The sequence below is a fragment of the Kouleothrix sp. 19917 genome, assembly GCF_057073505.1.
Genome location: NZ_CP097099.1, coordinates 4,621,917 through 4,645,497 on the forward strand (window position 1 = coordinate 4,621,917; position 23,581 = coordinate 4,645,497).

At 64.6% G+C, this 23,581-nt stretch carries 22 protein-coding genes and 1 tRNA gene; 13 read left to right on the plus strand and 10 right to left on the minus strand.

Translation table 11 applies throughout. The annotated features are described in order from the left end of the window. Positions 1-19 precede the first annotated feature (19 nt). Positions 20-1,306: an NAD(P)/FAD-dependent oxidoreductase gene (locus M1P90_RS18805; protein ID WP_483696826.1), complete on the minus strand. Its 1,287-nt coding sequence runs from the start codon at positions 1,304-1,306 to the stop codon at positions 20-22. Positions 1,307-1,557: 251 nt separating this feature from the next. Here M1P90_RS18805 and M1P90_RS18810 point away from each other — a divergent pair, with 251 nt between their 5' ends. Next, a complete protein-coding gene (locus M1P90_RS18810; protein WP_483696827.1) occupies positions 1,558-2,790 on the plus strand; it encodes a serine hydrolase domain-containing protein in 1,233 nt (410 codons plus the stop codon). 106 nt (positions 2,791-2,896) lie between these two features. Here the strand turns inward: M1P90_RS18810 and M1P90_RS18815 are convergent, their stop codons facing one another. Then, positions 2,897-4,102 carry a hypothetical protein gene (locus M1P90_RS18815; RefSeq protein WP_483696828.1) on the minus strand — a complete coding sequence of 402 codons (1,206 nt, stop codon included), beginning with the start codon at positions 4,100-4,102 and terminating at the stop codon, positions 2,897-2,899. Between the two features lie 248 nt (positions 4,103-4,350). On the opposite strand from M1P90_RS18815, the gene M1P90_RS18820 reads away from it, so the two are divergent. From M1P90_RS18820 to mscL, 3 genes are all read left to right on the plus strand, one after another. Next, positions 4,351-6,069 carry a universal stress protein gene (locus M1P90_RS18820; protein WP_483696829.1) on the plus strand — a complete coding sequence of 573 codons (1,719 nt, stop codon included), beginning with the start codon at positions 4,351-4,353 and terminating at the stop codon, positions 6,067-6,069. A 10-nt stretch (positions 6,070-6,079) separates the two neighbouring features. Beyond that, on the plus strand, positions 6,080-6,922 hold the full coding sequence (locus M1P90_RS18825) for a mechanosensitive ion channel family protein (protein WP_483696830.1): 843 nt from the start codon (positions 6,080-6,082) through the stop codon (positions 6,920-6,922). 78 nt (positions 6,923-7,000) lie between these two features. Then, the gene (gene mscL / locus M1P90_RS18830; protein ID WP_483696831.1) at positions 7,001-7,417 is read left to right on the plus strand and encodes a large conductance mechanosensitive channel protein MscL; all 417 of its coding nucleotides are present in this window, start codon (positions 7,001-7,003) and stop codon (positions 7,415-7,417) included. 162 nt (positions 7,418-7,579) lie between these two features. On the opposite strand, the gene M1P90_RS18835 is transcribed toward mscL, so the two are convergent. The 3 genes from M1P90_RS18835 to M1P90_RS18845 form a co-directional block, all read right to left on the minus strand. After that, positions 7,580-8,452, minus strand: a complete 873-nt coding sequence (locus M1P90_RS18835) for a fumarylacetoacetate hydrolase family protein (protein ID WP_483696832.1) — start codon at positions 8,450-8,452, stop codon at positions 7,580-7,582. A gap of 245 nt (positions 8,453-8,697) precedes the next feature. Beyond that, on the minus strand, positions 8,698-8,829 hold the full coding sequence (locus M1P90_RS18840) for a pentapeptide repeat-containing protein (RefSeq protein WP_483696833.1): 132 nt from the start codon (positions 8,827-8,829) through the stop codon (positions 8,698-8,700). Positions 8,830-8,844: 15 nt separating this feature from the next. After that, entirely contained in the window at positions 8,845-9,786 is a 942-nt protein-coding gene (locus M1P90_RS18845; RefSeq protein WP_483696835.1) for a patatin-like phospholipase family protein, read from the minus strand. Positions 9,787-10,113: 327 nt separating this feature from the next. Here M1P90_RS18845 and M1P90_RS18850 point away from each other — a divergent pair, with 327 nt between their 5' ends. The 4 genes from M1P90_RS18850 (at position 10,114) to M1P90_RS18865 (ending at position 12,727) form a co-directional block, all read left to right on the plus strand. Continuing rightward, positions 10,114-10,650, plus strand: a complete 537-nt coding sequence (locus M1P90_RS18850) for a hypothetical protein (protein WP_483696836.1) — start codon at positions 10,114-10,116, stop codon at positions 10,648-10,650. Between the two features lie 46 nt (positions 10,651-10,696). After that, positions 10,697-10,771, plus strand: a tRNA-Cys gene (locus M1P90_RS18855). A 524-nt stretch (positions 10,772-11,295) separates the two neighbouring features. Continuing rightward, positions 11,296-11,724 carry a hypothetical protein gene (locus M1P90_RS18860; protein ID WP_483696837.1) on the plus strand — a complete coding sequence of 143 codons (429 nt, stop codon included), beginning with the start codon at positions 11,296-11,298 and terminating at the stop codon, positions 11,722-11,724. A gap of 97 nt (positions 11,725-11,821) precedes the next feature. Further along, a complete protein-coding gene (locus M1P90_RS18865; protein ID WP_483696838.1) occupies positions 11,822-12,727 on the plus strand; it encodes a phosphotransferase in 906 nt (301 codons plus the stop codon). Between the two features lie 94 nt (positions 12,728-12,821). Here the strand turns inward: M1P90_RS18865 and M1P90_RS18870 are convergent, their stop codons facing one another. From M1P90_RS18870 to M1P90_RS18880, 3 genes are all read right to left on the minus strand, one after another. Then, on the minus strand, positions 12,822-13,739 hold the full coding sequence (locus M1P90_RS18870; protein ID WP_483696839.1) for a GNAT family N-acetyltransferase: 918 nt from the start codon (positions 13,737-13,739) through the stop codon (positions 12,822-12,824). Between the two features lie 218 nt (positions 13,740-13,957). Beyond that, positions 13,958-15,091, minus strand: coding sequence for a sensor histidine kinase (locus M1P90_RS18875; RefSeq protein ID WP_483696840.1), 1,134 nt, complete (start codon positions 15,089-15,091; stop codon positions 13,958-13,960). Then, on the minus strand, positions 15,084-15,773 hold the full coding sequence (locus M1P90_RS18880) for a response regulator transcription factor (protein ID WP_483704655.1): 690 nt from the start codon (positions 15,771-15,773) through the stop codon (positions 15,084-15,086). The genes M1P90_RS18875 and M1P90_RS18880 overlap by 8 nt, the downstream gene beginning before the upstream one ends. An 86-nt stretch (positions 15,774-15,859) precedes the next feature. Between M1P90_RS18880 and M1P90_RS18885 the strand changes: the two genes are divergently transcribed. Continuing rightward, the gene (locus M1P90_RS18885; RefSeq protein ID WP_483696841.1) at positions 15,860-16,474 is read left to right on the plus strand and encodes a M15 family metallopeptidase; all 615 of its coding nucleotides are present in this window, start codon (positions 15,860-15,862) and stop codon (positions 16,472-16,474) included. A 115-nt stretch (positions 16,475-16,589) separates the two neighbouring features. Here the strand turns inward: M1P90_RS18885 and M1P90_RS18890 are convergent, their stop codons facing one another. After that, positions 16,590-18,059, minus strand: a complete 1,470-nt coding sequence (locus M1P90_RS18890; RefSeq protein ID WP_483696842.1) for an aldehyde dehydrogenase family protein — start codon at positions 18,057-18,059, stop codon at positions 16,590-16,592. A gap of 337 nt (positions 18,060-18,396) precedes the next feature. On the opposite strand from M1P90_RS18890, the gene M1P90_RS18895 reads away from it, so the two are divergent. The 4 genes from M1P90_RS18895 (at position 18,397) to map (ending at position 22,885) form a co-directional block, all read left to right on the plus strand. Beyond that, positions 18,397-18,795 (plus strand): phasin family protein, encoded by a 399-nt coding sequence (locus M1P90_RS18895; protein ID WP_483696843.1) that lies wholly within the window; start codon positions 18,397-18,399, stop codon positions 18,793-18,795. Between the two features lie 219 nt (positions 18,796-19,014). Next, a complete protein-coding gene (locus M1P90_RS18900; RefSeq protein ID WP_483696845.1) occupies positions 19,015-20,214 on the plus strand; it encodes a radical SAM protein in 1,200 nt (399 codons plus the stop codon). A gap of 611 nt (positions 20,215-20,825) precedes the next feature. Beyond that, positions 20,826-21,974, plus strand: coding sequence for a pyridoxal phosphate-dependent aminotransferase (locus M1P90_RS18905; protein ID WP_483696846.1), 1,149 nt, complete (start codon positions 20,826-20,828; stop codon positions 21,972-21,974). Between the two features lie 155 nt (positions 21,975-22,129). After that, positions 22,130-22,885: a type I methionyl aminopeptidase gene (map, locus tag M1P90_RS18910; protein WP_483696847.1), complete on the plus strand. Its 756-nt coding sequence runs from the start codon at positions 22,130-22,132 to the stop codon at positions 22,883-22,885. A 6-nt stretch (positions 22,886-22,891) separates the two neighbouring features. On the opposite strand, the gene pdxH is transcribed toward map, so the two are convergent. Beyond that, positions 22,892-23,527: a pyridoxamine 5'-phosphate oxidase gene (pdxH, locus tag M1P90_RS18915; RefSeq protein ID WP_483696848.1), complete on the minus strand. Its 636-nt coding sequence runs from the start codon at positions 23,525-23,527 to the stop codon at positions 22,892-22,894. Positions 23,528-23,581 lie beyond the last annotated feature (54 nt).

Below are 23,581 nucleotides of genomic sequence, written 5' to 3' on the forward strand. Positions count from 1 at the left end.
CCTCGATTCTCATCAACTTTTACTGCACCCAATCAAGCAAAGCATACCACGCGCCGGCAAATGGCAGAAACCACGGCCGCCCGTCGTAGAGGCCCAGCGGCGCGCCGGGGAAGGGCAGGCCGGCAAATGGATTTGTGAAGGGCGCACCGGCCAGCTGCGCGCCAAGCTGCGTGCCCAGGTAGGTGGCCATTGCGACACCGTGGCCCGCGTAGCCGACCGCGTAGTGGCAGCCGCCGTGCTGGCCGGCGTGCGGCATCATGTCGAAGGCGACGTCGAGCGTGCCGCCCCAGGCGTACTCGGCGGGCGTGCCGCGCAGCTGCGGGAATACCTGCGCCATGTCGCGCTCCAGCACCGCCGCGCTCGCGCGCACCATGGCCGGGCTTTCGGGGAAGAAGCGCGCGCGCCCGCCAAACAGCATGCGCCCATCCGGCGTGAGCCGGAAGTAGTGCAGCAGGTGGCGCGTGTCGAAGGCCATGCGCCCGCGTGGCAGCAGCTCGCGCGCCAGGTCGGGCGGCAGCGGCGCGGTGGCGATGATGTACGAGCCAAGCGGCACGATCTTGCGCTGGATGCGCGGCGTGGCGCGGCCCGTGTACGCGCCGCTCGCCACAATCACCGCGCCCGCCTGCGTGCTGCCGCGCGGCGTGCCAACCCGCCAGCCGCTGCCGTTGCGCGCCAGCTGCGTCACCGGCGTCTGCTCGAAGACCTGCGCGCCCGCCCGCAGCGCGGCGCTGGCCAGCCCGGCCACGTAGGCCGCCGGGTTCACGCCCGCGCTCACTGCATCAAGCAGGCCACCGTGGTAGATCGACGAGCCGATCTCGGCGCGCAGATCACCTGCGGCGAGCAGCTCGGTGCGGTGGCCGAACTCGCGCGCCAGCAGATCGGCTTCGGCGGCGAAGGCGCGCGCGTGCGCAGGCTTGGAGGCGAGCAGAATGTGGCCGGCGCGCTCGAACGCGCAATCGATCGCTTCTTCGCGCACAATCTGCTCCACGCAATCGATTGACGCGAGCGAGGCGGCAAACATCTGGCGCGCGGCGGGCAGCCCATAGCGCCGGGCCAGCTCGCCCACATCGAGCTTGAGCCCGCTCAGCACCATGCCGCCATTGCGTGAGCTTGCGCCCCAACCGGCGCTGCGCGATTCGAACACGGCCACGCTGGCGCCGCGCCGCGCCAGCTCGCGCGCAGCCGCCAGCCCGGTGTAGCCCGCGCCCACAATCGCCACATCCACGCGCGCCGGCAGCTCGCGCCCCGGCTCAATCGTGGGAAATGCCACCCCTTCGCGCCAGACCGGGTATTCTTTCAGCGCCATTGCGTTCCTTTTCTGCCTCAGATCCATCCACAGATTACACAGATTACGCAGATTATAGACCTCATATCTGTGTAATCTGCGTAATCTGTGGATAAATCTCGTCCCCATTTCAACGTTGATATGCCTTGTCTGAGCATATCTCTTGCGGTCAGTTGCGCGCCTGCGCAGCTTTGCAGTACAATACGCGGCACGGCCATTCGCCGCCGCACGGCCGCCCAGGCCAGCAACGGCGGCCTACGGAAGAGCCATTCGTGCGACTGATCCAACGCCCACACGCGATTATTCTTGGCGCGCTGCTCATCCTGCTGTTCACCACCAGCCCGGCGTGGCCGGTTGCCGCGCCCGCGCCGCGCCTGCCCGCAGCCAATGCCAGCCAGCCGCCAACGCCATCCGCCGCTGCGCGGTCTGCTGCTGCGCCGCCGGCCACCGCGCCACTGGCGACTCAGCGCGTGCCCAGCCCCGCGCCACCCACCCGCACGCCGCTGCTCATCCCAACGCCCGGCGCGGCGCTCACGCCGCTCGGCCAAACGCTCGACCGCTACCTGAGCGATCTGGTGCCGGCTGGCCTGTTTCAGGGCAGCGTGCTGGTGGCGCGCAACGGCCAGATTATTATCGACCGAGGCTACGGCTACGCAAATGTTGCCCGGGCCGAGCCAAACACCAGCGCCACGCGCTTCCAGATCGCTTCGATGACCAAGCAGTTCACCGCAGTGGCGGTGCTGCAGCTGGTGGCGCGCGGGCAGCTCGCGCTCGACGACCCGGTGTGCAACTACCTGAGCGACTGCCCGGCGACGTGGCGCACTATTACTATTGCGCAGCTGCTGAGCCATCGCTCGGGCCTGCCCAACTACACCGACTACGCCTCATTCGACGCGACCCAGATGCTGCCAACCACGCCGGCCGAGCTGGTAGCGCGCTTTCGCGACCAGCCGCTGCTCTTCACGCCCGGCACAGGCTATATGTACGAAAACTCCGACTATGTGCTGCTTGGAATGCTGATCGAGAAGGTAACAGGCAGGCCCTACGCCGATGTATTGCAGACCAGCATCTTTGGGCCGCTCGGCATGCGCGACACCGGCGCTGATACCGACACGCAGCCCGGCCGCGCGCAGGGCTACCACCTCAGCGGCCAGCCTGCCCCGCCGCTCGACCCCAGCACACTCTTCGCCGCTGGCGCGCTTCACTCCACCACCCACGATCTGCTGCGCTGGGACCAGGCGCTCTACACTGACCAGCTGCTGCCGCCCGAATTGCGCGACCTGATGTGGCAGCCGAACCAGGGCAAGTATGGCTACGGCTGGCTGATTGGCAGCCGGGGCGGCCACCGCGTGCAAAGCCACCCCGGCCTGATGGATGGCTTCGCCAGCGTGATCGCGCGCTACCCCGACGAGCACCTGACGGTGATTGTGCTGGTCAATATGTCCGCCGCCGACCCCGAGGGCATTGCGGGCTACCTGGCCGATCTGGTGCTTGGCGCGGGCTAGGGCAGGCGAAACGACCGAGCCACAGAGAACACGGAGATCACCGAGCCGTAAAATTAAACTCAGTGGCCTCTGTGCGCTTTGTGGCTCAATCTATCTGCTTTTCGCCCTAATGCGCGGCCGGGCGGCGGCTCAGCCCGCGCACTGCCTCGCGGATCTGGCTGCGGTTGCGGAACGCGAAAAACACCGCCAGCACAATATAGATAATCGTGATCGCCGTGTGCGTGGACGGAATAACCAGCTGCACCAGGAACAACACCACCAGCGCCGCCGCCTCGAAGATCGAAAGGTGCAGGCCCAGCAGCATCGCCACCGCAAACGCCGACTGTGCCGACGTCAGCAGCAGATCGTCGCGCTGCACCTGGTCGAGCTGAAGCGACGTTGGCACGGGCTTGCCGATTGTATATGAGGCCAGGTTGAACACCAGCGGCACCGTGCCCACCAGCAGCGTCCACTGGTTCACCTTGGACGAGACCAGCGCGCCGAGGCTGGCCGCGCCCAGCAAGCGCCAGGCGAATATGCCGGTGATCAGGAACTCGGGCGCTTCCGAGGCCAGCGGCGCCAGCCACTGCACCAGCGTGCGCCGGTCGAAACCCAGATCCACGCCCGCGTCGATCAGCGATTCTGCGAATGGCTCGGCCACCATGAAGATCGTAAAGCCAGCAATTGCCAGAAACAGCACCGTCACCAGGCGGCGCGGGCCATCGGCCAGCTCGCCAATCACGCGCGCCGGGCCGATCAGGTCGGGCTCGACGTGCGCCGACTTCGAGACCTGCCAGGCGTAGAAGCCAAAAATCGTCACCAGCACCGCCACGTCAATCAGGTCGAGCGTGCCCTTGATTGGCAGAATGAACGAGTACAGCGTCGCCAGCCCCAGAAACAGGATTTCGGTGTTCTGCCCTTCGTCGAGCGTAATACCGGTGGTGGGCTTACCCACCCGGCGCGATTGCCACCAGTAGAGAAACACGACCGTCGGCCAGCCCAGGCCGATCAGCAGGCGGTTTGCGCCGGTCATGTTCACCAGCGCCAGCGGCCCATAGGTCGCCGGGTCGTCGGCGGCGCGCCAGGCCAGGTACATATCGACGGCATATTCCGGCAGCACCGCGATCAGCGCAAGGATGGTAAGCGCCAGCGCGCGCGGAATATCGTGCTGGGCCACTTCGGCCGCCCACGAAAGCAGGAATGCCGCGCCGACCACGGCCAGGCCGAAGATTGCGGCATCGGCCAGCGGGTTGATGTGAATGCCGAACAGGCGCAAAATGACACCGGGCAGTGTCAGCAGAATTGCGCCGATCATAAAGAAAATTTGTCCCATACGCTGCGGCAATTCCTTTCATACATGGCCGCCCCGCCTGCGCCGCGCTCCCTCTTCGCTGCGCGCCCGGGGCCGGCCGTTCACCATAATACGGTCGCCCATCATTATACGTTCAAAGTACCCTGGGCGATGCTCAGAACAGATGCAATAGCTGTGCCTAAACGCGGTACAATAGCGCGAACAAAACCAGCCACCGGCGGGCGTGGGCGCTGCCGCAGGGCAGGCGCGCGCCAGCCAGGAAGAGATGCGTGACCGATAGCATGATCCCGATCACGGCAGCGGTGGAAGATTTCAAGCGGGCGCGACGCCGCGCCGCCATGCGCGAGCTGATTGCGCGCTTCACCGGCCAGCCATCCGACCTCTTGTCGTACGAAGATGTGCGCCAGAAGCTGCGTGCCCACCCGAGCGGCCGCCGCGAACTTCACGATATTCCGGTCGATGCGATTGTTGGCAGCGTGGGGCGCTATGGCGATTTCACCCGCGATTTCCTGCCGCGCAAGGACAGCGATGCGCCGCGCTGGGTTGGCGTGCGCCGCGCCATCGAATCCGGCCACGGCGTGCCGCCAATCGAGGTCTACCAGATCGGCGATGCGTATTTCGTGATCGACGGCAACCACCGCGTGTCGGTCGCGCGCGAAACCGGCGCAACGCACATTCAGGCCTACGTCATCGAAGTGCGCACGCGCGTGCCCTTCACCCCCGGCGACTCGCCCGACGCGCTGATCAGCAAGGCCGAATATGCCGATTTCCTCGACTCAACGCGCCTGGGCGATCTGCGGCCCGATGCCGACCTGAGCGTGACCGCGCCGGGCCAGTATGGCTTTTTGCTCAGCCAGATCAGCGCCGAGCGCGACAAGCTCAGCGCCGGCGGACAGCCCGCCGACATGGCCGCCGCCGCCACAAGCTGGTACGACACGGTGTACATGCCGGTGGTGCAGACCATCCGCGAGCAGGGCGCGCTCCACGAGTTCCCTGGCCGCACCGAAACCGACCTGTACATCTGGGTGGCGCAGCACCTCGCCGCGCTGCACGAATCGCTTGGCTGGCATGTCGAACCCAAAGCCGCGCTAACCGACCTGGCCAGCCAGCAAAGCCCGCGCGGCCCGGTCGCACGCCTGCGCGAGCTGGTGCTGCCCGACACGCTCGAAGCCGGGCCGGCCCCGGGCGCGTGGCGGCACGAGCGCGGCATGAATTCCTATGGCGAAAGGCTGGTTTCCGACCTGCTGGTGGCGGTGAGTGGCGAAGAAGCGGGCTGGAATGCGCTCGGTCAGGCGCTGCTGGTGGCTCGCCGCGAGCGGGCGCGCCTGCTGGGCCTGCATGTCGTGCCAACTGAAGCTGCGCGCTACAGCCCCGCCGCCCAGGCCCTGCGCGCCGAATTCGAGCGGCGCTGCACAGAAGCCGGCGTTGCCGGCCAGTTCGCCATCGACGTTGGCACCGTCACGCGGCAGATCTGCGAGCGCGCCCGCCTGGCCGATCTGGTAGTCGTCAGCCTTTCCTACCCACCCGGCGCCGAACCACTGGCGCGCCTGCGCTCGGGCTTCCGCACCCTGCTGCAACGCTGCCCGCGCCCGATCCTGGCCGCGCCCGTGCCAGCCATGCCAATCGCCAGCGCGCTCTTGCCCTACGACGGCAGCCCCAAAGCCGAAGAAGCACTGTTCGCCGCCACCTACCTCGCGCTGAGCTGGAAGATCGATCTGACGGTGCTGACCGTGAGCGACGGACAGGAAACCACCGAGTCCACGCAGCAGCGCGCGCGCGACTACCTGGAACGCCACGGTGTGCAGGCGAGCTATGTGCTGGCCGAAGGCGCGGCCGGCGCGGCCATCAGCGAAACTGCCCGCGAGCGCCGCTGCGACATGGTTGTGATCGGCAGCTATGGCTTCAACCCGCTGCTCGAAATCATGCTGGGCAGCTCGGTCGATCAGGTGCTGCGCGAAAGCCGCGTGCCCGTCCTTCTGTGCCGCTGAAACGACAGATATGCTGAGCGAACTGCTTGATCAGCTCATTAATGGCCTGCTGCTGTTTGTTTCCTACCTGCTGATCGGCCTGCTCAGCGTGCTGGTGTTTGCGCTGATCGGGCAGGTGCTGGGCTGGCTGATCTGGCGGCTGGCCTACTACCGGCGGCGTCTGCGTGGCGGCATCACCCAGCAGCGCAGCCTGACCATGCGCCAGCTCATCCAGTCGCTGATGAACGCGCTGGCAGTGCTGCTGGGCGTGATCTTCCTGCTGGGGCAGGTGACGACGCCAACCGCGCTCACCACCGCGCTCGGGCTGTTTAGCGCCGGCATCGGCTTTGCGGCGCGGCCCTTCATCAGCGATGTGCTGTGCGGCATTCAGCTGCTGGTGCAGGATCAGTTTGCAATTGGCGAGAAAGTCGAGATCGGCGACCGCAGCGTGATCGGCGTGGTGGAGGAAGTCTCGCTTACGCGCACGCTGCTGCGCGGCGAGAATGGCGAGCTGTGGACGGTGCCAAACGGCGATGTGCGCACCATCCGCAACTTCACGCGCGGCAGCTTCTCGGCGGCGCACATCCACCTCACGCTGCCCACCGCCCAGTTCGAAGACGCGCTGGCCGTGCTGCAGGAAGTCATTGCCGACCCCGGGCCCGACGTGCTGGAGCCGCCCGAGATCATCAGCGAGACCGGGCAGATGGGCGAAAGCACCGAGCTGATGCTGAAGGTGAAAGCCCGGCACGGCGCGGCCCCGCAGGTGCGCCGCCGCCTGCTTGCGCGCCTGCACGAAGCGCTGGCCGCCCACGCCATCTTCCCCCGCGCCAGCGACGGCGCGCCACCCACTCACAGCGATGTGACGAATTCGTAGGCCGGTCGTCTTTTTCCTGCCGCCCACGTATGGCGGAGCAGGCGGGCGCATGTGCGCCGGCAAGAACAGGAGGTTTCTGTGCTGAAGGAATTTCGTGAGTTCATTGCGCGCGGGAATGTGCTGGAGCTGGCAGTGGCCGTGATCATCGGCGCGGCGTTCGGGTCGATCATCGACTCGCTGGTGGCCGATATCATCAACCCGATCATTGGCCTGATCTTCGGCCAGCCCGATTTCTCAAGCGTATATATCAACCTGTCGGGCCAGGTCTACCCCACCTATGCGGCGGCGAAGGAAGCCGGCGCGCACGTGATCGGCATTGGCGCGTTCCTCACTGCAATCATCAACTTCTTAATCATCGCCTTTGCACTTTTTACGATTGTGCGCGCCGCCAACCGCATGCAGGCCGAGCGCGCCGCCGACCCCGCGCCGCCCGCGCCATCGAAGGAAGAAGTGCTGCTGACCGAGATTCGCGACGCGATTCGGGCGCAGCGCTAGCGTGGGAGATGGGAGTTGGAGGTTAGGGGAATAGAAAAGACGCCCGCGTTCGCAATGAACTTGGGCGTCTTGTCTATCTCGGCAAAGAGAACACCAAGTCTTGTTTGCTCGCTCAGTGCCCTCGGTGCGCTCTGTGGCCCTATTTTTGTGCGCTCAGGCACGCTACTCAGCGGCGGCTACCTGGTTGCGCAGCACGCCAATCGTGTCGATCTCGGCTTCCATCACATCGCCGGCCTGCATGTAGCGCGGCGGCGTGAAGCCCATACCCACGCCGCTGGGCGTGCCGGTGGTGATGATCGTGCCCGGCTCCAGCCGCTGCCCGCGCGACAATACCTCAAGCGTGGTCGGGATGTCGAAGATCAGGTCGCCCACCGTCGAGTCCTGGCGCGTTTCGCCATTCAGGCGCAGGCGCAGGCCCAGCGCCGCCGGGTCGGGGATCTCATCGGCGGTCACGATCCACGGCCCCATCGGGCAGCTATTGTCGAGGCTCTTGCCCTTGTAGAACTGCTGGTGGCGGTTCTGCAGGTCGCGCGCCGACACATCGTTAAGGATGGTGTAGCCGAAAATGTACCCCATCGCGTCGTTCTTGGCGATGTTCTTGCCGAGCTTGCCAATCACAAACGCCAGCTCAACCTCGTAGTCCAGCTCGCTGGTCACGTTCGGGTCGAGCGGGATGGTGTCTCCGTTGGCGCAGACCGTTGTGGCGGCCTTGGTGAAGAAAACCGGGTGCGGCGGCAGGCTTGGCTCCAAGCCCTTGGCGCGCATCGACTCGTAGGCGTGCTCGACATAGTTCATGCCCAGGCAGATGATGTCCTGGCGCGGTTGCGGAATCGGCGCGAGCAGGATCACCCCGTTGAGCGGCACGCCCTCGGCATCGCTGGCGACAATCGCGCGCGCCTGCTCCAGCGCCGCTTCCCCACCCTCGATCAGCGCGAGCATGCTCGGCGCCACCTCGTCCAACGGCACAATGGTTGAGTCATCGCGCAGCGCCCCAACGTGAACGCCAGCATAATCTCGGTAGGTAAGCAGCCGCATGTGGGCCTCCTTTGCTCGATCGGCAGTGTTCGCGGCAGCCGCGCGGCCGGGCGCAGCGCCTGCCCGATAGTACCACACTTCTGCGCGAGCATGGGCGGAACCGGGAAGCGCAGAACCGCAGAACCGAGAACCACGGAACCGCAGAACCACAGAACCGGGAAGCACAGAACCGAGAACCGAGAACCACGGAACCACGGAACCGAGAACCGGGAAGCACAGAACCGAGAACCGGGAAGCGCATACGCTCAGTCTGCAACCCGCCAACCTGCAACCTTCAAACCTGCAACCCGCCAACCTTCAAACCTGCAACCTTCAAACTTGCAACCCGCCAACCTGCAAACTTCAAACCTGCAACCTTCAAACCTGCAACCCGCCAACCCGCACTTCTGCTGTTAGCCCAACGCAGGTGGCTGCGGCGCGGGTGGCGGCAGAACGCGCCGCTCGTTCAGCGCCCGCAGGGCGCCGCGCAGCGAGCCGGCCAGCCGCTGGAAGGGCGCGGGGTGGCGGCCCAGCAGGTGCGCGTCGAGGTATTCCAGCGCGGTGCGATGGCCAGCCGCCACCAGTTCGGCACTGTGGCTGAAATCGTTGTATGGCAGGTTTTGCCCACTGGTGAGCTGAATATCGTGAATGGTGATGCCGCGCGCGTGCGCCAGCGCCACCGTGCGGCGCTCCTGCTCTTGCTGGCGGTGCAGCATGGCATTGAGCGACGACGTAAGCGTGAAGATCAGGCCCTGGCGCGAACCGCTGGCCATATCGTCGGCGATCTCAAGCGTGTAGATCGTGCGCGCGCCGCGCAGGATCGCCAGCGAGAGCGGCAGGTTCGCCACCAGCGCGCCGTCGAGGAATTGCTCGTTCTGGTAAGCGTAGGGCGCAAAGAAGGGTGGAATGGCGGTGCTGGCCAGCAGCGCGTCGAGCAGGCGCTCGGATGGATCTTCGCCAAACAGGTGCAGGCGCCCGGACGACAGCGCGGTGGCCGTAACGACGCAGGGGATCTTCAGATCCTTGAAGCGGCGCGCATTCGGCGGCAGCGTGGCCAGCACAAAGCGCGCAAAATTCTCGCGCCCATGGAAGCTGCCGCGCCCCGTCAGAACGCGCCAGCCCACCGTCAATGCGTTGCCAGGGAAAATGTCGTTCCGCCGGATGTTTGCCCAACCGGCGGCCTGCCGCCGCGCCCCTTCCACCGACGGGTCGCCAGCCAGCACCACACCGTTCAGCGCCCCCACCGACGTTGCAACAATCAGGTCGGGGACGATGCCGCGCTCGATCAGCGCCTGGAGCGCGCCGGCCTGAAGCGCGCCACGGTTTCCGCCACCACTCAGTACAAATGCGATCATAGATCGTGCTCCTTGTGCGCCACGTCGTTGTGGTTTTGGGTCGTCAAATTCCCTGCATCGGCATTGATGCAAGGGTAGCAAGAGCCCGGCCGCGAATACAGGAAAAAAGAGAGAATAAGAGCATGCCGGGTTCGGCATGCTGTGCTGCCATGATACCGCAAATCGGGTGCGTTGTCATGCGCCAAAAGGCTTATGTCGACTCCTGCGTTCCAACATTCTCCACATCGTTCCTTCACACAATCTGAACGCGGGCACGCTAGCATAACCCCATACCATTCAGCACATCGCAGCGCGCAACGCAGCACGACATACAGAAAGGATACTTCCATGAACGCAATTTCGTTCGCACATCCGCAGCCGGCCCGCCCGATCATGAGCGGCGCGCTTGTTCGCGACAGCCTGTGGGCCGGCCTGCTGGGTGGCAGCGCAATGGCGGCGGCGGGCGTGCTGCTGGCCGAAATTTCGGGCTACGACGGCTGGTTCCCGCTCAAGGCGCTGGGCAGCCTCGTGCTTGGCCCGGGCGCGCTGAGCGCCAGTGGCTTTGTAGCCGCGCCAGTGATTGCCGGCCTGCTGATCCAGCTCGCGGTGGCCGCGCTGCTTGGCCTGCTGTTCACCTTTCTCACGCGCCAGCTTGGCCGGCTCCCCACCGACTATGGCATCCCGGCGCTGAGCGGGCTGGTGTTTGGGCTGGCAGTGTGGCTGGGGCTTTCGCTGGCGCTGCCCGCTCTGCTGCCGCAACTGCTGGCCAGCACCGCGCCGGCATTTATCGCCCAGTACATGATCTATGGCACGCTCACCGGCCTGATCGTCGCATGGCTGCACCCGCGCGTGTACGCCGCGCGGCCTGCGGGCGGCAGGCGCTAAATCGCGCTTTGACAGGGCCGAATGAGTATGCTAGAATCGGCCCTGTGGCGACGTAGCCAAGTGGTAAGGCAGAGGTCTGCAAAACCTCCATTCACCGGTTCGAATCCGGTCGTCGCCTCCAGTGCAGTCCCTTCCTTTTCCAGAGGAAGGGACTGTGTGCTTTTCGCACGGTCGCGATACCCTGGCTCCTGCGTCGTAACACATTTCGGTTCTGCCACTGCTGACCAATACTTTCGGCCATGCTGGCCGCCCCAGCCGCTCGCCGCCTGAGCGCGCATCGATTTGGCGTTGGCGCCATTTCCGCAAAAGAGAAACTCCTGGTCCGTTTAGTTCGTATAAGTAGGTAACAAGGACGTCATCGTCGCTGGCGCACACTTTTGCAAGGATGCGCGTTGCCCGAACAGCCCGTTGCGGTCGGCAATTCAAGGCATACTTATTGCCATTGGCTTATCACCAAAGCAAACGGGAATTGTAACAACTTTCTTATTTAATAATCGCGTTCTTTCTTTATAATGGGAGTGTCGGTTATACGAGGAATCTCACGAACAGCTACCGACGGTTCGCAATCTGCGCGGGCGATCACCCTGGCACTGTGATCGCAAAACGTCCCCTGACATCCGCGCCGGCGAGAAAGGAAACCAGGCCATGATAGACATACAAACCCTCGACGTTTATCAGCTGGAACAACTCCGCGATGCTATTAACCGCCAGCTTCTGCGCGTCCGCCGCACCGAAGGTCTTCGCCTGCCTGAACTCCTGCAATTGTTTGAAGAAGTAAAGACGACGCTCCACGACCAGGGCAAAGAGTGGCACTCGCTTGAGCGCTGGCAGTGGATGGAAGGCGGCATCAAGTTCTGGCTCAACCCCAGCGAGCAAGACATTTATCGGCCAGGCTGGTACACGATCGATGACCTGATCGCCTGGGCGCACGACACTGGCCCGGTGCTGATCGAGGAGTTCGATTTCGAGGACGAAGGGCCCGACCCGTTTGGCCTGCCCAGCAGCGACCGGAATGTGCCAATCCGCTGGCTGCCGAGCAGCGACACGGCCGACACACCCGCGAATCACGAGTAGCCCCAGCTTCGCGCTGAATTGATACACAAGCCCGCGTGCTATACTGGCCCGGCCAGCCGCACGCGGGCTTGTGTGATTCTTGTGAAAAGAAATTTCTATGCCCGAACGAACCGAGGCTCTTTCGCTCGACCTCGCGGCGCTGAGCGCGCTGGCCGGCGCGCCCGTGCTGGCCGCCGAGCGCTGCGGCTGGGGCTTTGAAAACGAAACCGCGCTGCTCACCCTGAGCAACGAGCAGCACCTGATCGTGCAGCTGATCTCGAACCGGGCGCGCGCCGCGCAGACGCTGCGGCTGGCAGGCGAATTGCCCGCACGGCTGCTGGCTTCTGGCATTGGCGCGCCACGCCAGCTCGCCGCCGACGCCAGCGCCAGCCCGCCCTACGCCATTCGCGAGTACCTCCTCGGCACGCCCGCAGCCAGCCGCATGGGCACAATCGCGGGCGCACGCACGGTGGCCGGGGCAATGGGCGCGCTGCTGCCGCGCCTGGCTGGCCTTGCTACCCACGGCATTGAGCTGGATACCACCTGGGCACGGCCAGACGCGCTTGCCGCCCACGCACGCGGCCTGCTGGCGCGCTGCGCGCCCCTGCTTGCGCCGGGCGATGCGGCGGTGCTGGAAGAAAGTATTGCGGCGCTGCCGGCACAGTTCGCCGGGCGCGAGGTTGCGTTCGCACACGGCGATTTCTGCCCGGTGAACGCGCTGCTGGCGGGGGATGAGGTAGCGGCGCTGCTCGACTTCGAGTTTGCGCGCCTGGCCGACGCGCTGTTCGACGCGGCGTGGTGGGGCTGGGTGGTGCGCTACCACCACCCCGAGCGCTGGCCCTTCGCCTGGCCGGCACTGCTCGCCGCTGGCGGCATCGCGAACGACCCCGCCAACGCCGCGCGCATGCGCAGCCTGCAATTGCTGCGCTGCCTGGAAATGCTCGACGACCACGCCCACGGGCGCGCAGCTGGCCAGGCCAGCATGTGGGCCGAGCGCCTTCATACGACCGTTGGGTGGAAATAATAATATTTGATGGATGAGTGCGTATCTGAAAGGCGCACCCTTCGATACGCGCTTTGCGCTACTCAGGATGCGCACGCAGTTCATTCCCCTCAGCTTACGCCGCCCGCGTGAAGCGCGCCCGCCGACCGATTCGCGCAAAACCCAGCCGCTCATACACACGCGACGCGCCTGGGTTATTGACATTCACCGTCAGCAGGGTGCTGGTTGCGCCAGATACCTGGGCGCGCCGCAGCATCTCAGCCGCCAGCGCCGCCGCCAGGCCGCGCCCGCGCCAGGCCGGCACCACGCCCACCTGCACCAGCCAGCCTTCCGCGCCAATTAGAAAACCAATCGGCGCATCGCCGTCGCGCGCCAGCAGCGACAGCTCGGGGCGGAAATCGTCGTCGTCGGTGGCCCACTCGATCCACTGCTCGGCGCTCCAGCCGGGGAAGCCCGGCCGCGTGCGGAACGAGCCGTCGTAGGCGGCGAAGAACTGCGCGGCACGCTCGGGTGCCCAGGTGTCGAGCGCGATGCCAGCGGGCAGCGGGGCATCTGGCACGTCGCCGGCCATGTCGCGGCGCATCACATCTTCGGCAAAGCTCTGCGCGAAACCATAGCGCGCATACAGGCGCTCGGCGTCGGGCACAAGCCCCTCGGTGGCGATGCGCAGCGCGCGCGGGCGCGGGTGCTCGGCCCCGGCCAGCAGCGCCTGCCCCTGCGCAATGCTCCATTCGATCAGGTGGCGGCCAACGCCGCGCCCGCGCGCGCCGGGGTGCACATGCCCAACAATCGCGGCCACGGTTTCGTCGGCACCTTCTTGCAGGCGCACGGCGCACCCACCCAGCAGTTCGCCATTTTCGCTCCACGCGCCAATCGCCGGCGCGCTGGCATCCAGGTAGCCCGCAATCGGCAGCGGCATAAAGCCGCCATCGGCCGCCTGGCAGGCGTGGGCAAGCGCTTCCACCTGCGCGCGGTCGGCGGCGAGAAGCGCGGCCCAGCGCACGCCCGGCAGCGCGGCAATATCTGTAGTCATAGCATAATTCTTTCTAGCGGGCAGCGACGGCGCGGCCCAGCCTCGCAAAGCACATCGTTAGTGCGCTTTCAGCGCAGGGTTTAGGGAATGGGGGATAGGGTTGATCGATTAAATGCAGAAACTCTTCCATAATTTCCGCATCGCTTTCTTGATAATGCATTAGGTATAGACGCACAACACACGCGCTGCGCTTCATTCTCGAAAGAGAGCCATTGTGATCATCGCCTGGCATCACGCGCTGGCGCGACGGGTAGCTGCACCGTGACGCACAGCCCACCACCAGGGCGGGGGGCCAGCGTAAGCGTTCCGTCGTGTGCCTGCGTGATGCTCCTGACGATTGCCAGGCCCAGGCCCACACCTGCATGGTCGCTGCGGATGCGCTCGCTGCCGCGGCGAAACGGCTCGGCAAGCGTGGAAACCAGCTCCGGGGCGAGCTTCTCGCCAGTGTTTTCGACGGTGAGCATCACACATTTTGCGTGAACGCTGGTGGTGGCCCATACGCTGCCGTGTTCGGGCAGGTTATGGACAATTGCGTTGTGCACGAGGTTCGTTGCCAACTGCAGCAGCAGCGCGTGCGAGCCAGCCGTTGGCGCCAGATCGCCACAGGTTTCGATTGTGACGCCGCGCTTTTCCGCAAGCGAGAGAAGTGTTTCTGCGGCTTCTTCCACGACGAGCGACAGGTCGACAGGTTCGCGCGCAAAGGCGCGCTGGTCGGCGCGGCTGAGCACAAGCAATGCCTCGGTGAGGTCGATTGCGCGGGCGTTGACGGCGTGGAGGCGTTCAAGGAGCTCGCCGTCGCTGCGGTTCGGGTCGTTGCGGGCTGCGTCGAGCATTGTTTGCGTAATGGCCAGCGGGGTGCGCAACTCGTGCGATGCGCTGGCGGCAAAGCGCTGCTGCTCGGCAACATGCGCTTCGAGCCGCGCAAGCATGCTGTCGAAGCTGTCGGCTAGCTCGCGAAACTCGTCGTTGCTGCCCAGGAGCCGGATGCGATGAGCCAGCGACCCGTTCGCAGCCAGGCGCGTCGCGTTGGTGATGCGCGCCAGCGGGGCCAGCATGCGGCCAGCGAGAAGCCACCCGCCCACAAGACCAAACACCAGCAGGAACTCCAGCATCATGATCGCCTTCGGCGCGAACGCGCGTATGAGGTCGGCGCGGCCAGGGATAAAGATAACCGGGGATATAAGCGAGTCGGGAGGCATGTCGCGCATGGGGATTGTATACGCATCGTCGGGCACGTAGCGCAGCAGGAAGACCCACACGACCGCGAGCAGCAGCACGCCCGCGACCATCAGGAAGCCGGCATAGCTGAGGGTGAGCTTCAGGCGAACGCTCAGGCCCGGCGCTCTATCCACGGTTTTCTCCCTCGCGTTCGCTTTCTGTGTCGATGCGATAGCCAGCGCCCGCCACGGTGGCGATCAGCCAGGGTTCGCCCAAGCGCTTGCGCAGCCCCGAGACGGTGATGCGCACGGCGTTGGTGAACGGGTCGGCGTTCTCGTCCCAGGCTCGCTCCAGCAGCTCTTCCGCGCTGACGATACCGCCCTCGGCAGCGACCAGAACTTCGAGCACAGCGAACTGCTTGCGGGTGAGCGCGACATAGCGCCCGTCGCGGTAGACCTCGCGGCGGAATGCATCCAGCCGCAGGCCCGCGATCTCGCGCACGGGCGGCCGGCTGTGGCCGCGGCGGCGGTCGAGCGCCCTGAGCCGCAGCACGAGCTCGCGCAGCTCGAACGGCTTGGTGAGGTAGTCGTCGGCACCAAGCTCGAAGCCGCTGGCCTTGTCGTCGAGCCGGTCGGCAGCGGTGAGCATGAGAATCGGCATGCCACTGCCGGAAGCGACAATGCGGTGGGCGATCTCGTCGCCCGACGGGCCGGGGATGTCGCGGTCGAGGATGGCGATGTCGTAGGCGTTGAGGCTCAGCAGCTCCAGCGCGGTGTGGCCGTCGCCCGCAATGTCGGCGGCAATCGCTTGCAGGCGCAGGCCATCGCGGATGGCTTCGGCCAGGTAGGGTTCGTCTTCAACAATCAATACGCGCATGTGCCGATTATACCAGCCACCACTTATCGCCAGCATATCGAAAACTGCATACGCGCTGGCAACATTGTGCTGTCTACACTGGCGGCATGAATTACAGGAAATCAGCACGAACCCGCATTTCTACAATCTTTGTCGCCAGCCTGCTCGCCGCCATCGCATGGATCGGCTACCCGCTGCTGGCGTCCTCACCCTCGTCGGCCGCGATGCCCATTGCCATCCTGCACGATCCGCCTCGCCGCGAGGTGCCGGGGGTGGCTGATGGCGTTGTTCCCAACGGCACCACAGTCTTTGATGATGAAATTGTGGGCGTTGCCAAACTAGCTCCAGCGCTGCTGGACGCCCTGCGGCGGGCTGCAACCGATGCTGCGAATGACGGCATGACATTCTACGTCACCAGCGGCTGGCGTTCGCCGGCGTACCAGAATCAGCTGCTGCGCGAGGCGGTTGCCGAGTATGGCTCGGAAGCAGAAGCCGCGCGCTGGGTCGCCACAGCGAGCACGTCTCCGCACGTGACGGGCGGCGCGGTCGATATTGGACACACCGACGCCATGACGTGGCTGGCCGAATATGGCGCGAGGTACGGGCTGTGCCAGATCTATCGCAACGAACCCTGGCACTACGAGCTGCGCCCCGACGCGATCGAGCACGGCTGCCCGCGCCTGTACGCCGACCCCACGCACGACCCGCGCATGCAGCGGTGACGGGCAAGACGAACGCCTGAGCGCACACTTTCGTCCTTCGTGGGGGAACGCAGCAAGCGCATCACCACCGTCGGCCCTTCTCACTTGGCCAGCGCATGTGGCACGACCGCAAAATTCACTCGTTGTTGCCATACGGATACCACCAGCTTTTGCGCTCCTGGTTGAAATCCCAGTGAACATGCTTGGTTTCCAGAAAGGCTTCGAGTCCTTCTTCGCCCAGCTCGCGCGAGCCGCCCGAAAACTTCATGCCGCCGAACGGCCCGGCGTCGTTGTCGGTCAGCGGGTCGTTCACCCAGCAGGTGCCGGCTTTGACTTCCTCGTAGTACTGCTTGACCTTCTTCGGGTCGCTGGTGTAGAGGTTTGCGCCCAGGCCGTAGTCGCAGTCGTTCGCCAGCGCAATCGCCTCGTCGAAGCTGCGGAAGCTCATGATTGGGATGGTCGGGCCGAAGGTTTCTTCGCGCATAATGCGGTGCGAGTGATCGATGCCCGCCAGCACAGTTGGCTCATAGAAGAAGCCGCGCGCGAACTGCGGCGGGCGCTGGCCGCCCGTGAGGATACTGGCGCCCTTGTGGCGCGCTTCATCCACATGCTCTTCGACCTTCTGGCGGTAGCGCGCGCCAATCAGCGGGCCAATGTCGGTGGCGGGGTCGCTGCCGGGGCCGAGCCGCAGCGTGCGCACGAAATCAACAAGATTGTCGGTGAAGCGTTTGGCAATGCTTTCGTGCACATACACGCGCTCGGTGCTGGTGCACACCTGCCCGGCATTCAGCAGCGCAGCCCAGGCCACGCCCGGCACGGCCACATCCAGGTCGGCATCTTCAGCAACAATAAAGGCATCCTTGCCGCCCAGCTCCAGGTGCGTGCGTTTGACGCGCTCGGCAGCCAGGCGCGCAATCTCGCGGCCGGTGGCGAACGAGCCGGTGAACGCGATCATCTGCGTGTCGCGGCTCACCACCAGCTCGCGCCCAACCGTCGCGCCATAGCCGGTGACGATATTCACCACGCCGGGCGGCATGTGGTCGAAAATCTCCGCGAACATGAGCGTGCTGAGCGGTGTCATTTCGCTGGGCTTGATGATTACCGTGTTGCCGGCCGCCAGCGCGGGCGCGACCTTCCACGACATCAGCAGGATGGGGTAGTTCCACGGCACAATCGCCGCCACCACGCCATAGGGCTCTTTCAGCACCATCGCCAGCTGCGAAGGCTCGACCGAGGGGATGACGCGGCCACGCGTGTTGCGCTGAAGCTCGGCATAGTAATCGAAGCAGGCTGCGCTCCAGCCCATTTCGTCGCGGTTTTCGAGCAGCGGCTTGCCGCCTTCGCGGGTAAGCTGCGCGGCCAGCTCTTCGGTGCGGGCGCGGATTTTGCGGGCGACTTCGTGCAGCAGCTCGGCGCGCTCGTGCGCGGTGGCGGCGCGCCAGCTGCGGAAGGCCGTGCTGGCGGCAGCAATCGCCCGGCGCGCATCGTCCTCATTCGCCATGGGCGCCTGCCCAACTACTTCTTCCGTGGCCGGGTCAACCACGTCGAACCACTCGCCAGTGACGCTCGGCACGCGCTCGCCATTGATCAGCATGGCTTCGGTCATATGTATTCTCCTTGCAGGTGGCGGTTTCTGCGCGCAGTATAGCCAGCTCGCGCGGCGCGGGCAAATCAAAGAACTCTCGCGCTGTTGGCGCAACCAGGCTTCGGCAGAGCGGTATGTATCTGTTCTTTGTGTGCCATTTTCCGCGCTGTGCGCGGAAAATGGCACACAACAATAATGGGAAGTACCTTGCTGCCGCAGGCAAAATACAGCGCAATGGTGCAGAAGAAAAGATAATTCCATCTTGACAACCATGACGCAGCGTGTTATACTCCCATCATAACGCAATGCGTTATTCGAAATAGACGATAACTATCTGAGCGATATAAGGAGGAAAATCATGACCGAGGAAGTTGAAGTCAAAGTTCGTGAAGTGGTTGAGAACGGCAAGGAAGCCGGCAGCACCTTTGTCGAGGGCCTGCGCAAGCTTTTGCTGGCCGGCATTGGCGCGGTGGCGCTGAGCCGCGACGAAACCGAGACATTCGTGAACAAGCTGGTCGAGCGCGGCGAGCTGGCCCAGAAGGACGCCGAAAAGCTGCTGAATGAAGTTCAGAGCCGCCTGCGCAAGAACACCTCGGGCGTCGAAGAGCGCGCCGAGCGGGTTGGCACCCGCGTCGAGCAGGGTATGGAAGAATTCCTGAACCGCCTGAACATCCCTTCCAAGCGCGACATCGAAGATCTGAGCGCAAAGATCGCCCAGCTTTCGGCCCGTGTGGAAGAGCTGCGCAAGCAAAAGTAACACACCGTTCACCTCCCACCCTGGCCGCGCGCTGGCAGTTTTTGCCGGCGCGCGGCTTTTTGCTGCCTGCTGCTGCCCCAGCTACGGCGCTGGCTCGTGAACGTTTTGTTAACCTCCTCTCAACTTTATTCATTGGCGGCTCAGCCACACCCCCTACAATACACCTACGACTTTAGCTACGCCGGCGTTGGCGTGGACTCCAGGCTCAGGAAGGTTGCTATGAAAATAGCATTCATTGTGCTCCCCAATATCGAAGATCCCTGCATCACGCCGCCACTCCCGATCGGCTACCTTGGCGCGCTGCTCGAGCAGCAGCGGCATATTGTGCGGATCTACGATCTGGCCTTGCACGACACCTCAAACGCCTCTGAGGCGCTTGCCCCGCTGCGCGCGTTTCGCCCGCATATGGTGATTGTTGCCGCCAGCAGCCCTTCGGCGCGCACCCTGATCGAGGCCGCACTGGCCGGCATCACCGCCAATGTCATTCATATCGAGCTGCATATGCGCAGCGCCACGCCCGCCCAGGCCGTCGCCCGCGCGCTCTGGTCGCTGGAGCGCCCAACCGACCCAAGCGATGAACAGAGTGTCATTTTCGAGGCCCTGCTCGGGCTCGACGACGACCTTGACACATTGCCCTTCCCGGCACGCCATCTGCTACCGCTTGAGCAATACCCGCTGTTCACGCCCATGGGTGATTTGCAGACGACGCTGCTCACCGGGCAGCAGTTCACCAGCACCAGCTACATCCCGCGCAACCCGGCCCTGATCAGCGCCGAGCTGCGCAGCGTTGCGCGCGAGCACGGCATCCGCCACTTCATCCTCACCGGCCCGCTGCTGACGCTCGACGCTGTCTGGCTCCACGATCTGCTCTACCACCTGGCCACCTCCGACGTGGGCGTGTGCTGGGAAGGCAGCGCGGAATACCGCCAGCTTACGCCCGATCTGCTGCGCAAGTTTCGCCGGGCCGGCTGCGAAGTAATCAGCCTGCCCTTCGACGCGGCCGAAGTGCTCGACTCGAAAGATGCCCGCGCGGCGCTGCTCGACGTGGTGCGCATGGCCCACGAGCTGGGCATGGCGGTGCGCGGCCAGATCGACCTCGACCCGTCGTACTCGGCAATGCCCACGCTGGTCGATCTTGCGGCGACGTTTGGGCTGGATGACATGCGCTTCTCGATGCCCAGCGCGGCCAGCGCCCAGCCCATAGCTGGCAGCGACGAGCTGGATAATATCACCGAGATGGTGCAGTCGCGCTACCGCTCCAGCCAGAGCCGCCAGTTCTTTGTCGAGCGCTTTGGGGCACGCATGGGGCCGATCCTGTGGCGCGTGGGCCGCTCGGGCCTGCTGGGCCGCGCCTGGCAGCGCCGCGCCGGCGGCAGCGACGAGGTCGCCCATACCCTGACGCGGGGCGCGAGTGCCTAGTGCGCTTTCAGCGCAGGGTTTAGGGCATGGGGAATAGGGATTGGCGTTTGCGATGCTGGTATTCTTCCCTGATTTCCGCATCACTTTCCTCATAATGCACTAGCCGATTTGCGATTTGCGCATGCTAGAGCCGTTTGCAGAACAACTAACCACTCATTGCTCTGGAAAATAAATTTCCCTGTACTCAGCTTCCAGGAAGCTCAAGCCAGTTTTGCTTCAATCTGATAAGCAGATGAGCTTCCTGGAAGCTTACCCGTTGTAGAAAAGAACTTTCTTTCCAGAATACTCATGCGCTGGCAAGAAGCGTAGTGGAGTGCGGAAAATGCAACTGCCTTCTGCATTCTGCCGACTGCAATCTGCTATACTACGCTCGCCCATCCTCGCACACGTTTCCTCACATCGCGCTCAAACCATCAATTTCGCCTCTCCGCCGTGCCCCTCGGCGTAGTGTGTGTCGGAAAGCCCAGGGCAAACTCCCTTCTGATTCCTGACGCCTGAATACTGTTTTCTGGCCCGAAATGGCTTCAGAAAGCCAAGCGAAAACGGGCAACTGATTCCTGATGCCTGAATACTGGTATAATAGCGAACCTTCCATTGAGACAGGCGAAGCTATGAGCGGCTTTTTTGCGGATGGCGACCTTTCGCCCAATCGAATTGAGCTTGCCCGCCAGCAGGCCGCCGCCGGCCCCGGCTATATCGACCTCACCAGCAGCAACCCGACCGCGCAGGGCCTTCTGTTCCCAGAAGATGTACTTCAGCAGGCCGCCGCCGCCTACCTCGCCACGCGCCGCTACACGCCCGACCCACACGGCAACCCAGCCGCGCGCGACGCGATTGTGCGCTACTACGCCGGCCGCACGCCCGCGCTGGCGCTCGCGCCCGACGATATTTTCATCACGGCCAGCACCAGCGAAGCCTACGGCCTGCTGTTTGCGCTGCTCACCGAGCCGGGCGACAATGTGCTTGCGCCGGTGGTGAGCTACCCGCTGTTCGAATATCTTGCCGCGATCTACCGCGTTGAGCTGCGGCCCTACGCCCTCGATGCCGCGCGCGGCTGGCGGATCGACCCGGCCAGCCTGCACGCCCAGGCCGACGAGCACAGTCGCGCGGTGCTGATTATTTCGCCGCACAACCCCACCGGCATGGTCGTGCAGCAGGCGCTGCCCGCGCTGAGCACCCTGCACCTGCCGGTGATCTGCGACGAAGTATTTGCCGGTTTCCCATATGGCGTGCCGGCCGTGCCGCCGCTGGGCGCGCTTCACCCCGAGCTGCCGATCTTCCACCTGAACGGCATCTCGAAGCTGTTTGCCCTGCCCGACCTCAAGCTCGGCTGGGTGGCGCTGAGCGGGCCGGCTGGCGCGCAGTTCGGCGAGCGGCTGGAGCTGCTGAACGACACATTTCTGGGCGCAAACTCGCTCACCCAGTCGATGCTGCCGAGCCTGTTCGAGCACGGCGGTGCGTTTGTGGAAGCCATGCGCGCGCACGTGCAGCGCAACCTCGACATGGCGCTGGCGCGACTGGCCGGCCACCCGAGCCTGAGCGTGCACGCGCCCGACGGCGGCTACTACCTGTTTCTGGAAGTGCGCGGCTGGAGCGATGAAGAAGAATTGGTGTTACACTTACTGCGGCAGGGCGTGCTGGTGCACCCCGGCTATTTCTATGGCTACGAAGTTGGCACGCACATTATGATCTCGGCACTGACCGAGGCGGCGCAGTTTGCGGCGGGCTTTGAGCGGCTGCTTGCGGCGCTTGGCCAATAAGGGCCGAAAACCACGAAGACACGAAGACACGAAGATTTTATAGAACGATAGAACGTTGGACGCGAATATAGCTGCCTATCAAGCTATCCTATATCTGTGTAATCTGTAAAATCTGCGGATAACCTTCTGCACATGCATTCCCAGGAGATAGTTTCATGGCGATCTCGCTTCGCTCGCGCGCGCAGATTGAGCTGCTGCGCGAAGCAGGCCGGCTGGTGGCGCAAACCTTTGAGCTGCTGCGCCCACACGTCCAACCCGGCATGACCACCCGCGAGCTCGACCGCATGGCCGAGAAATTCATTCGCGACCACGGGGCAATTCCCGTGTATAAAGGCTATAACGGCTTCCCCGCCACCATCTGCGCTTCGGTCAATAACGTCATCTGCCACGGCTTCCCCAGCAAAACGCCACTGCGCGAAGGCGATATTGTGGGCATCGACATTGGCGCCAAGCTGAACGGCTGGATTGGCGACTCGTGCGTGACCTACGCGGTGGGCGCGCTGGCGCCCGAAACGCAGCGCCTGATGGATGTGACCGAGGAAAGCATGTGGCGTGGCATTCGCGCCGCGACGGCGGGCAACCGCCTGGGCGATGTTGGCGCGGCCATTCAGCAGTATGTCGAATCGAATAAGTTTTCGGTGGTGCGCGAATACACTGGGCATGGCGTCGGCCAGGTCCTGCACGACGAGCCGCGCAACATCCCGCACTATGGCAAGCCCGGCACCGGCCTGCGCCTTCAGCCCGGGCTGGTCTTCACCATCGAGCCAATGGTGAATGCGGGCCGCGCCGAAACCAAGCTCGACCAGCGCGACGGCTGGACGGTGCGCACCGCCGACGGGTCGCTTTCGGCGCAGTTCGAGCACACGATTGTGGTGACGGAAAACGGCCCCGAGATTCTGACTGCACTGTAACGGGTTTCACGGCGAAAGCCGCTCGATCAGCCAGCCCGCGCCCGCGCGCCGGTAGCGCAGCCGGTCGTGCAGGCGGCTGGGGCGGCCCTGCCAGAACTCAATCGCGTCGGGCACCAGCCGGTAGCCGCCCCAGTGCGGCGGGCGCGTCACCGTGCCGTCGGCATACTGCGCGGCCAGGTCGGCCACACGCTGCTCAAGCGGCTCGCGCCCGGCAATCACCTCGCTCTGCTGCGAGGCCCACGCGCCGATCCGACTGCCCAGCGGGCGGCTGGCGAAATAGGCGTCGGACTCCTCCGGCTCGACCTGGCCAATGCGCCCTTCCACGCGCACCTGCCGCTCCAGCTCAGGCCAGTAGAACACCAGCGCGGCCCAGGGGTTGGCGGCCAGCTCGCGGCCCTTGCGGCTGTCGTAGTTCGTGAAAAATACGAAGCCGCGCGCATCCACGCCTTTGATCAGCACCGTGCGCGCCGAGGGCCGACCCTCCGGCGTGGCGGTTGCCAGCGTCATGGCGTTAGGTTCGGGCAGCTGGGCGGCCAGCGCCTGGCTGAACCAGCGCTCGAACTGCACGAACGGGTCGGCGTCCACATCGCTTTCCAGCAAGCCCTGGCGCGTATATTCTTTGCGCAAATCGGCAACGGACATGGAGATTTCCTCTTTCCTGTTTGATCGACGACCGGGATAATGAACCGCAAAGAA

Excerpts from the sequence above, each read along its gene's own strand:
- M1P90_RS18805 (WP_483696826.1), bottom strand. The coding sequence starts at position 1,306 with ATGGCGCTGAAAGAATACCCGGTCTGGCGCGAAGGGGTGGCATTTCCC.
- M1P90_RS18815 (WP_483696828.1), bottom strand. The coding sequence starts at position 4,102 with ATGGGACAAATTTTCTTTATGATCGGCGCAATTCTGCTGACACTGCCC.
- M1P90_RS18825 (WP_483696830.1), top strand. The coding sequence starts at position 6,080 with ATGCTGAGCGAACTGCTTGATCAGCTCATTAATGGCCTGCTGCTGTTT.
- M1P90_RS18835 (WP_483696832.1), bottom strand. The coding sequence starts at position 8,452 with ATGCGGCTGCTTACCTACCGAGATTATGCTGGCGTTCACGTTGGGGCG.
- M1P90_RS18845 (WP_483696835.1), bottom strand. The coding sequence starts at position 9,786 with ATGATCGCATTTGTACTGAGTGGTGGCGGAAACCGTGGCGCGCTTCAG.
- M1P90_RS18850 (WP_483696836.1), top strand. The coding sequence starts at position 10,114 with ATGAACGCAATTTCGTTCGCACATCCGCAGCCGGCCCGCCCGATCATG.
- M1P90_RS18860 (WP_483696837.1), top strand. The coding sequence starts at position 11,296 with ATGATAGACATACAAACCCTCGACGTTTATCAGCTGGAACAACTCCGC.
- M1P90_RS18865 (WP_483696838.1), top strand. The coding sequence starts at position 11,822 with ATGCCCGAACGAACCGAGGCTCTTTCGCTCGACCTCGCGGCGCTGAGC.
- M1P90_RS18870 (WP_483696839.1), bottom strand. The coding sequence starts at position 13,739 with ATGACTACAGATATTGCCGCGCTGCCGGGCGTGCGCTGGGCCGCGCTT.
- M1P90_RS18880 (WP_483704655.1), bottom strand. The coding sequence starts at position 15,773 with ATGCGCGTATTGATTGTTGAAGACGAACCCTACCTGGCCGAAGCCATC.
- M1P90_RS18885 (WP_483696841.1), top strand. The coding sequence starts at position 15,860 with ATGAATTACAGGAAATCAGCACGAACCCGCATTTCTACAATCTTTGTC.
- M1P90_RS18890 (WP_483696842.1), bottom strand. The coding sequence starts at position 18,059 with ATGACCGAAGCCATGCTGATCAATGGCGAGCGCGTGCCGAGCGTCACT.
- M1P90_RS18895 (WP_483696843.1), top strand. The coding sequence starts at position 18,397 with ATGACCGAGGAAGTTGAAGTCAAAGTTCGTGAAGTGGTTGAGAACGGC.
- M1P90_RS18900 (WP_483696845.1), top strand. The coding sequence starts at position 19,015 with ATGAAAATAGCATTCATTGTGCTCCCCAATATCGAAGATCCCTGCATC.
- M1P90_RS18905 (WP_483696846.1), top strand. The coding sequence starts at position 20,826 with ATGAGCGGCTTTTTTGCGGATGGCGACCTTTCGCCCAATCGAATTGAG.
- map (WP_483696847.1), top strand. The coding sequence starts at position 22,130 with ATGGCGATCTCGCTTCGCTCGCGCGCGCAGATTGAGCTGCTGCGCGAA.
- pdxH (WP_483696848.1), bottom strand. The coding sequence starts at position 23,527 with ATGTCCGTTGCCGATTTGCGCAAAGAATATACGCGCCAGGGCTTGCTG.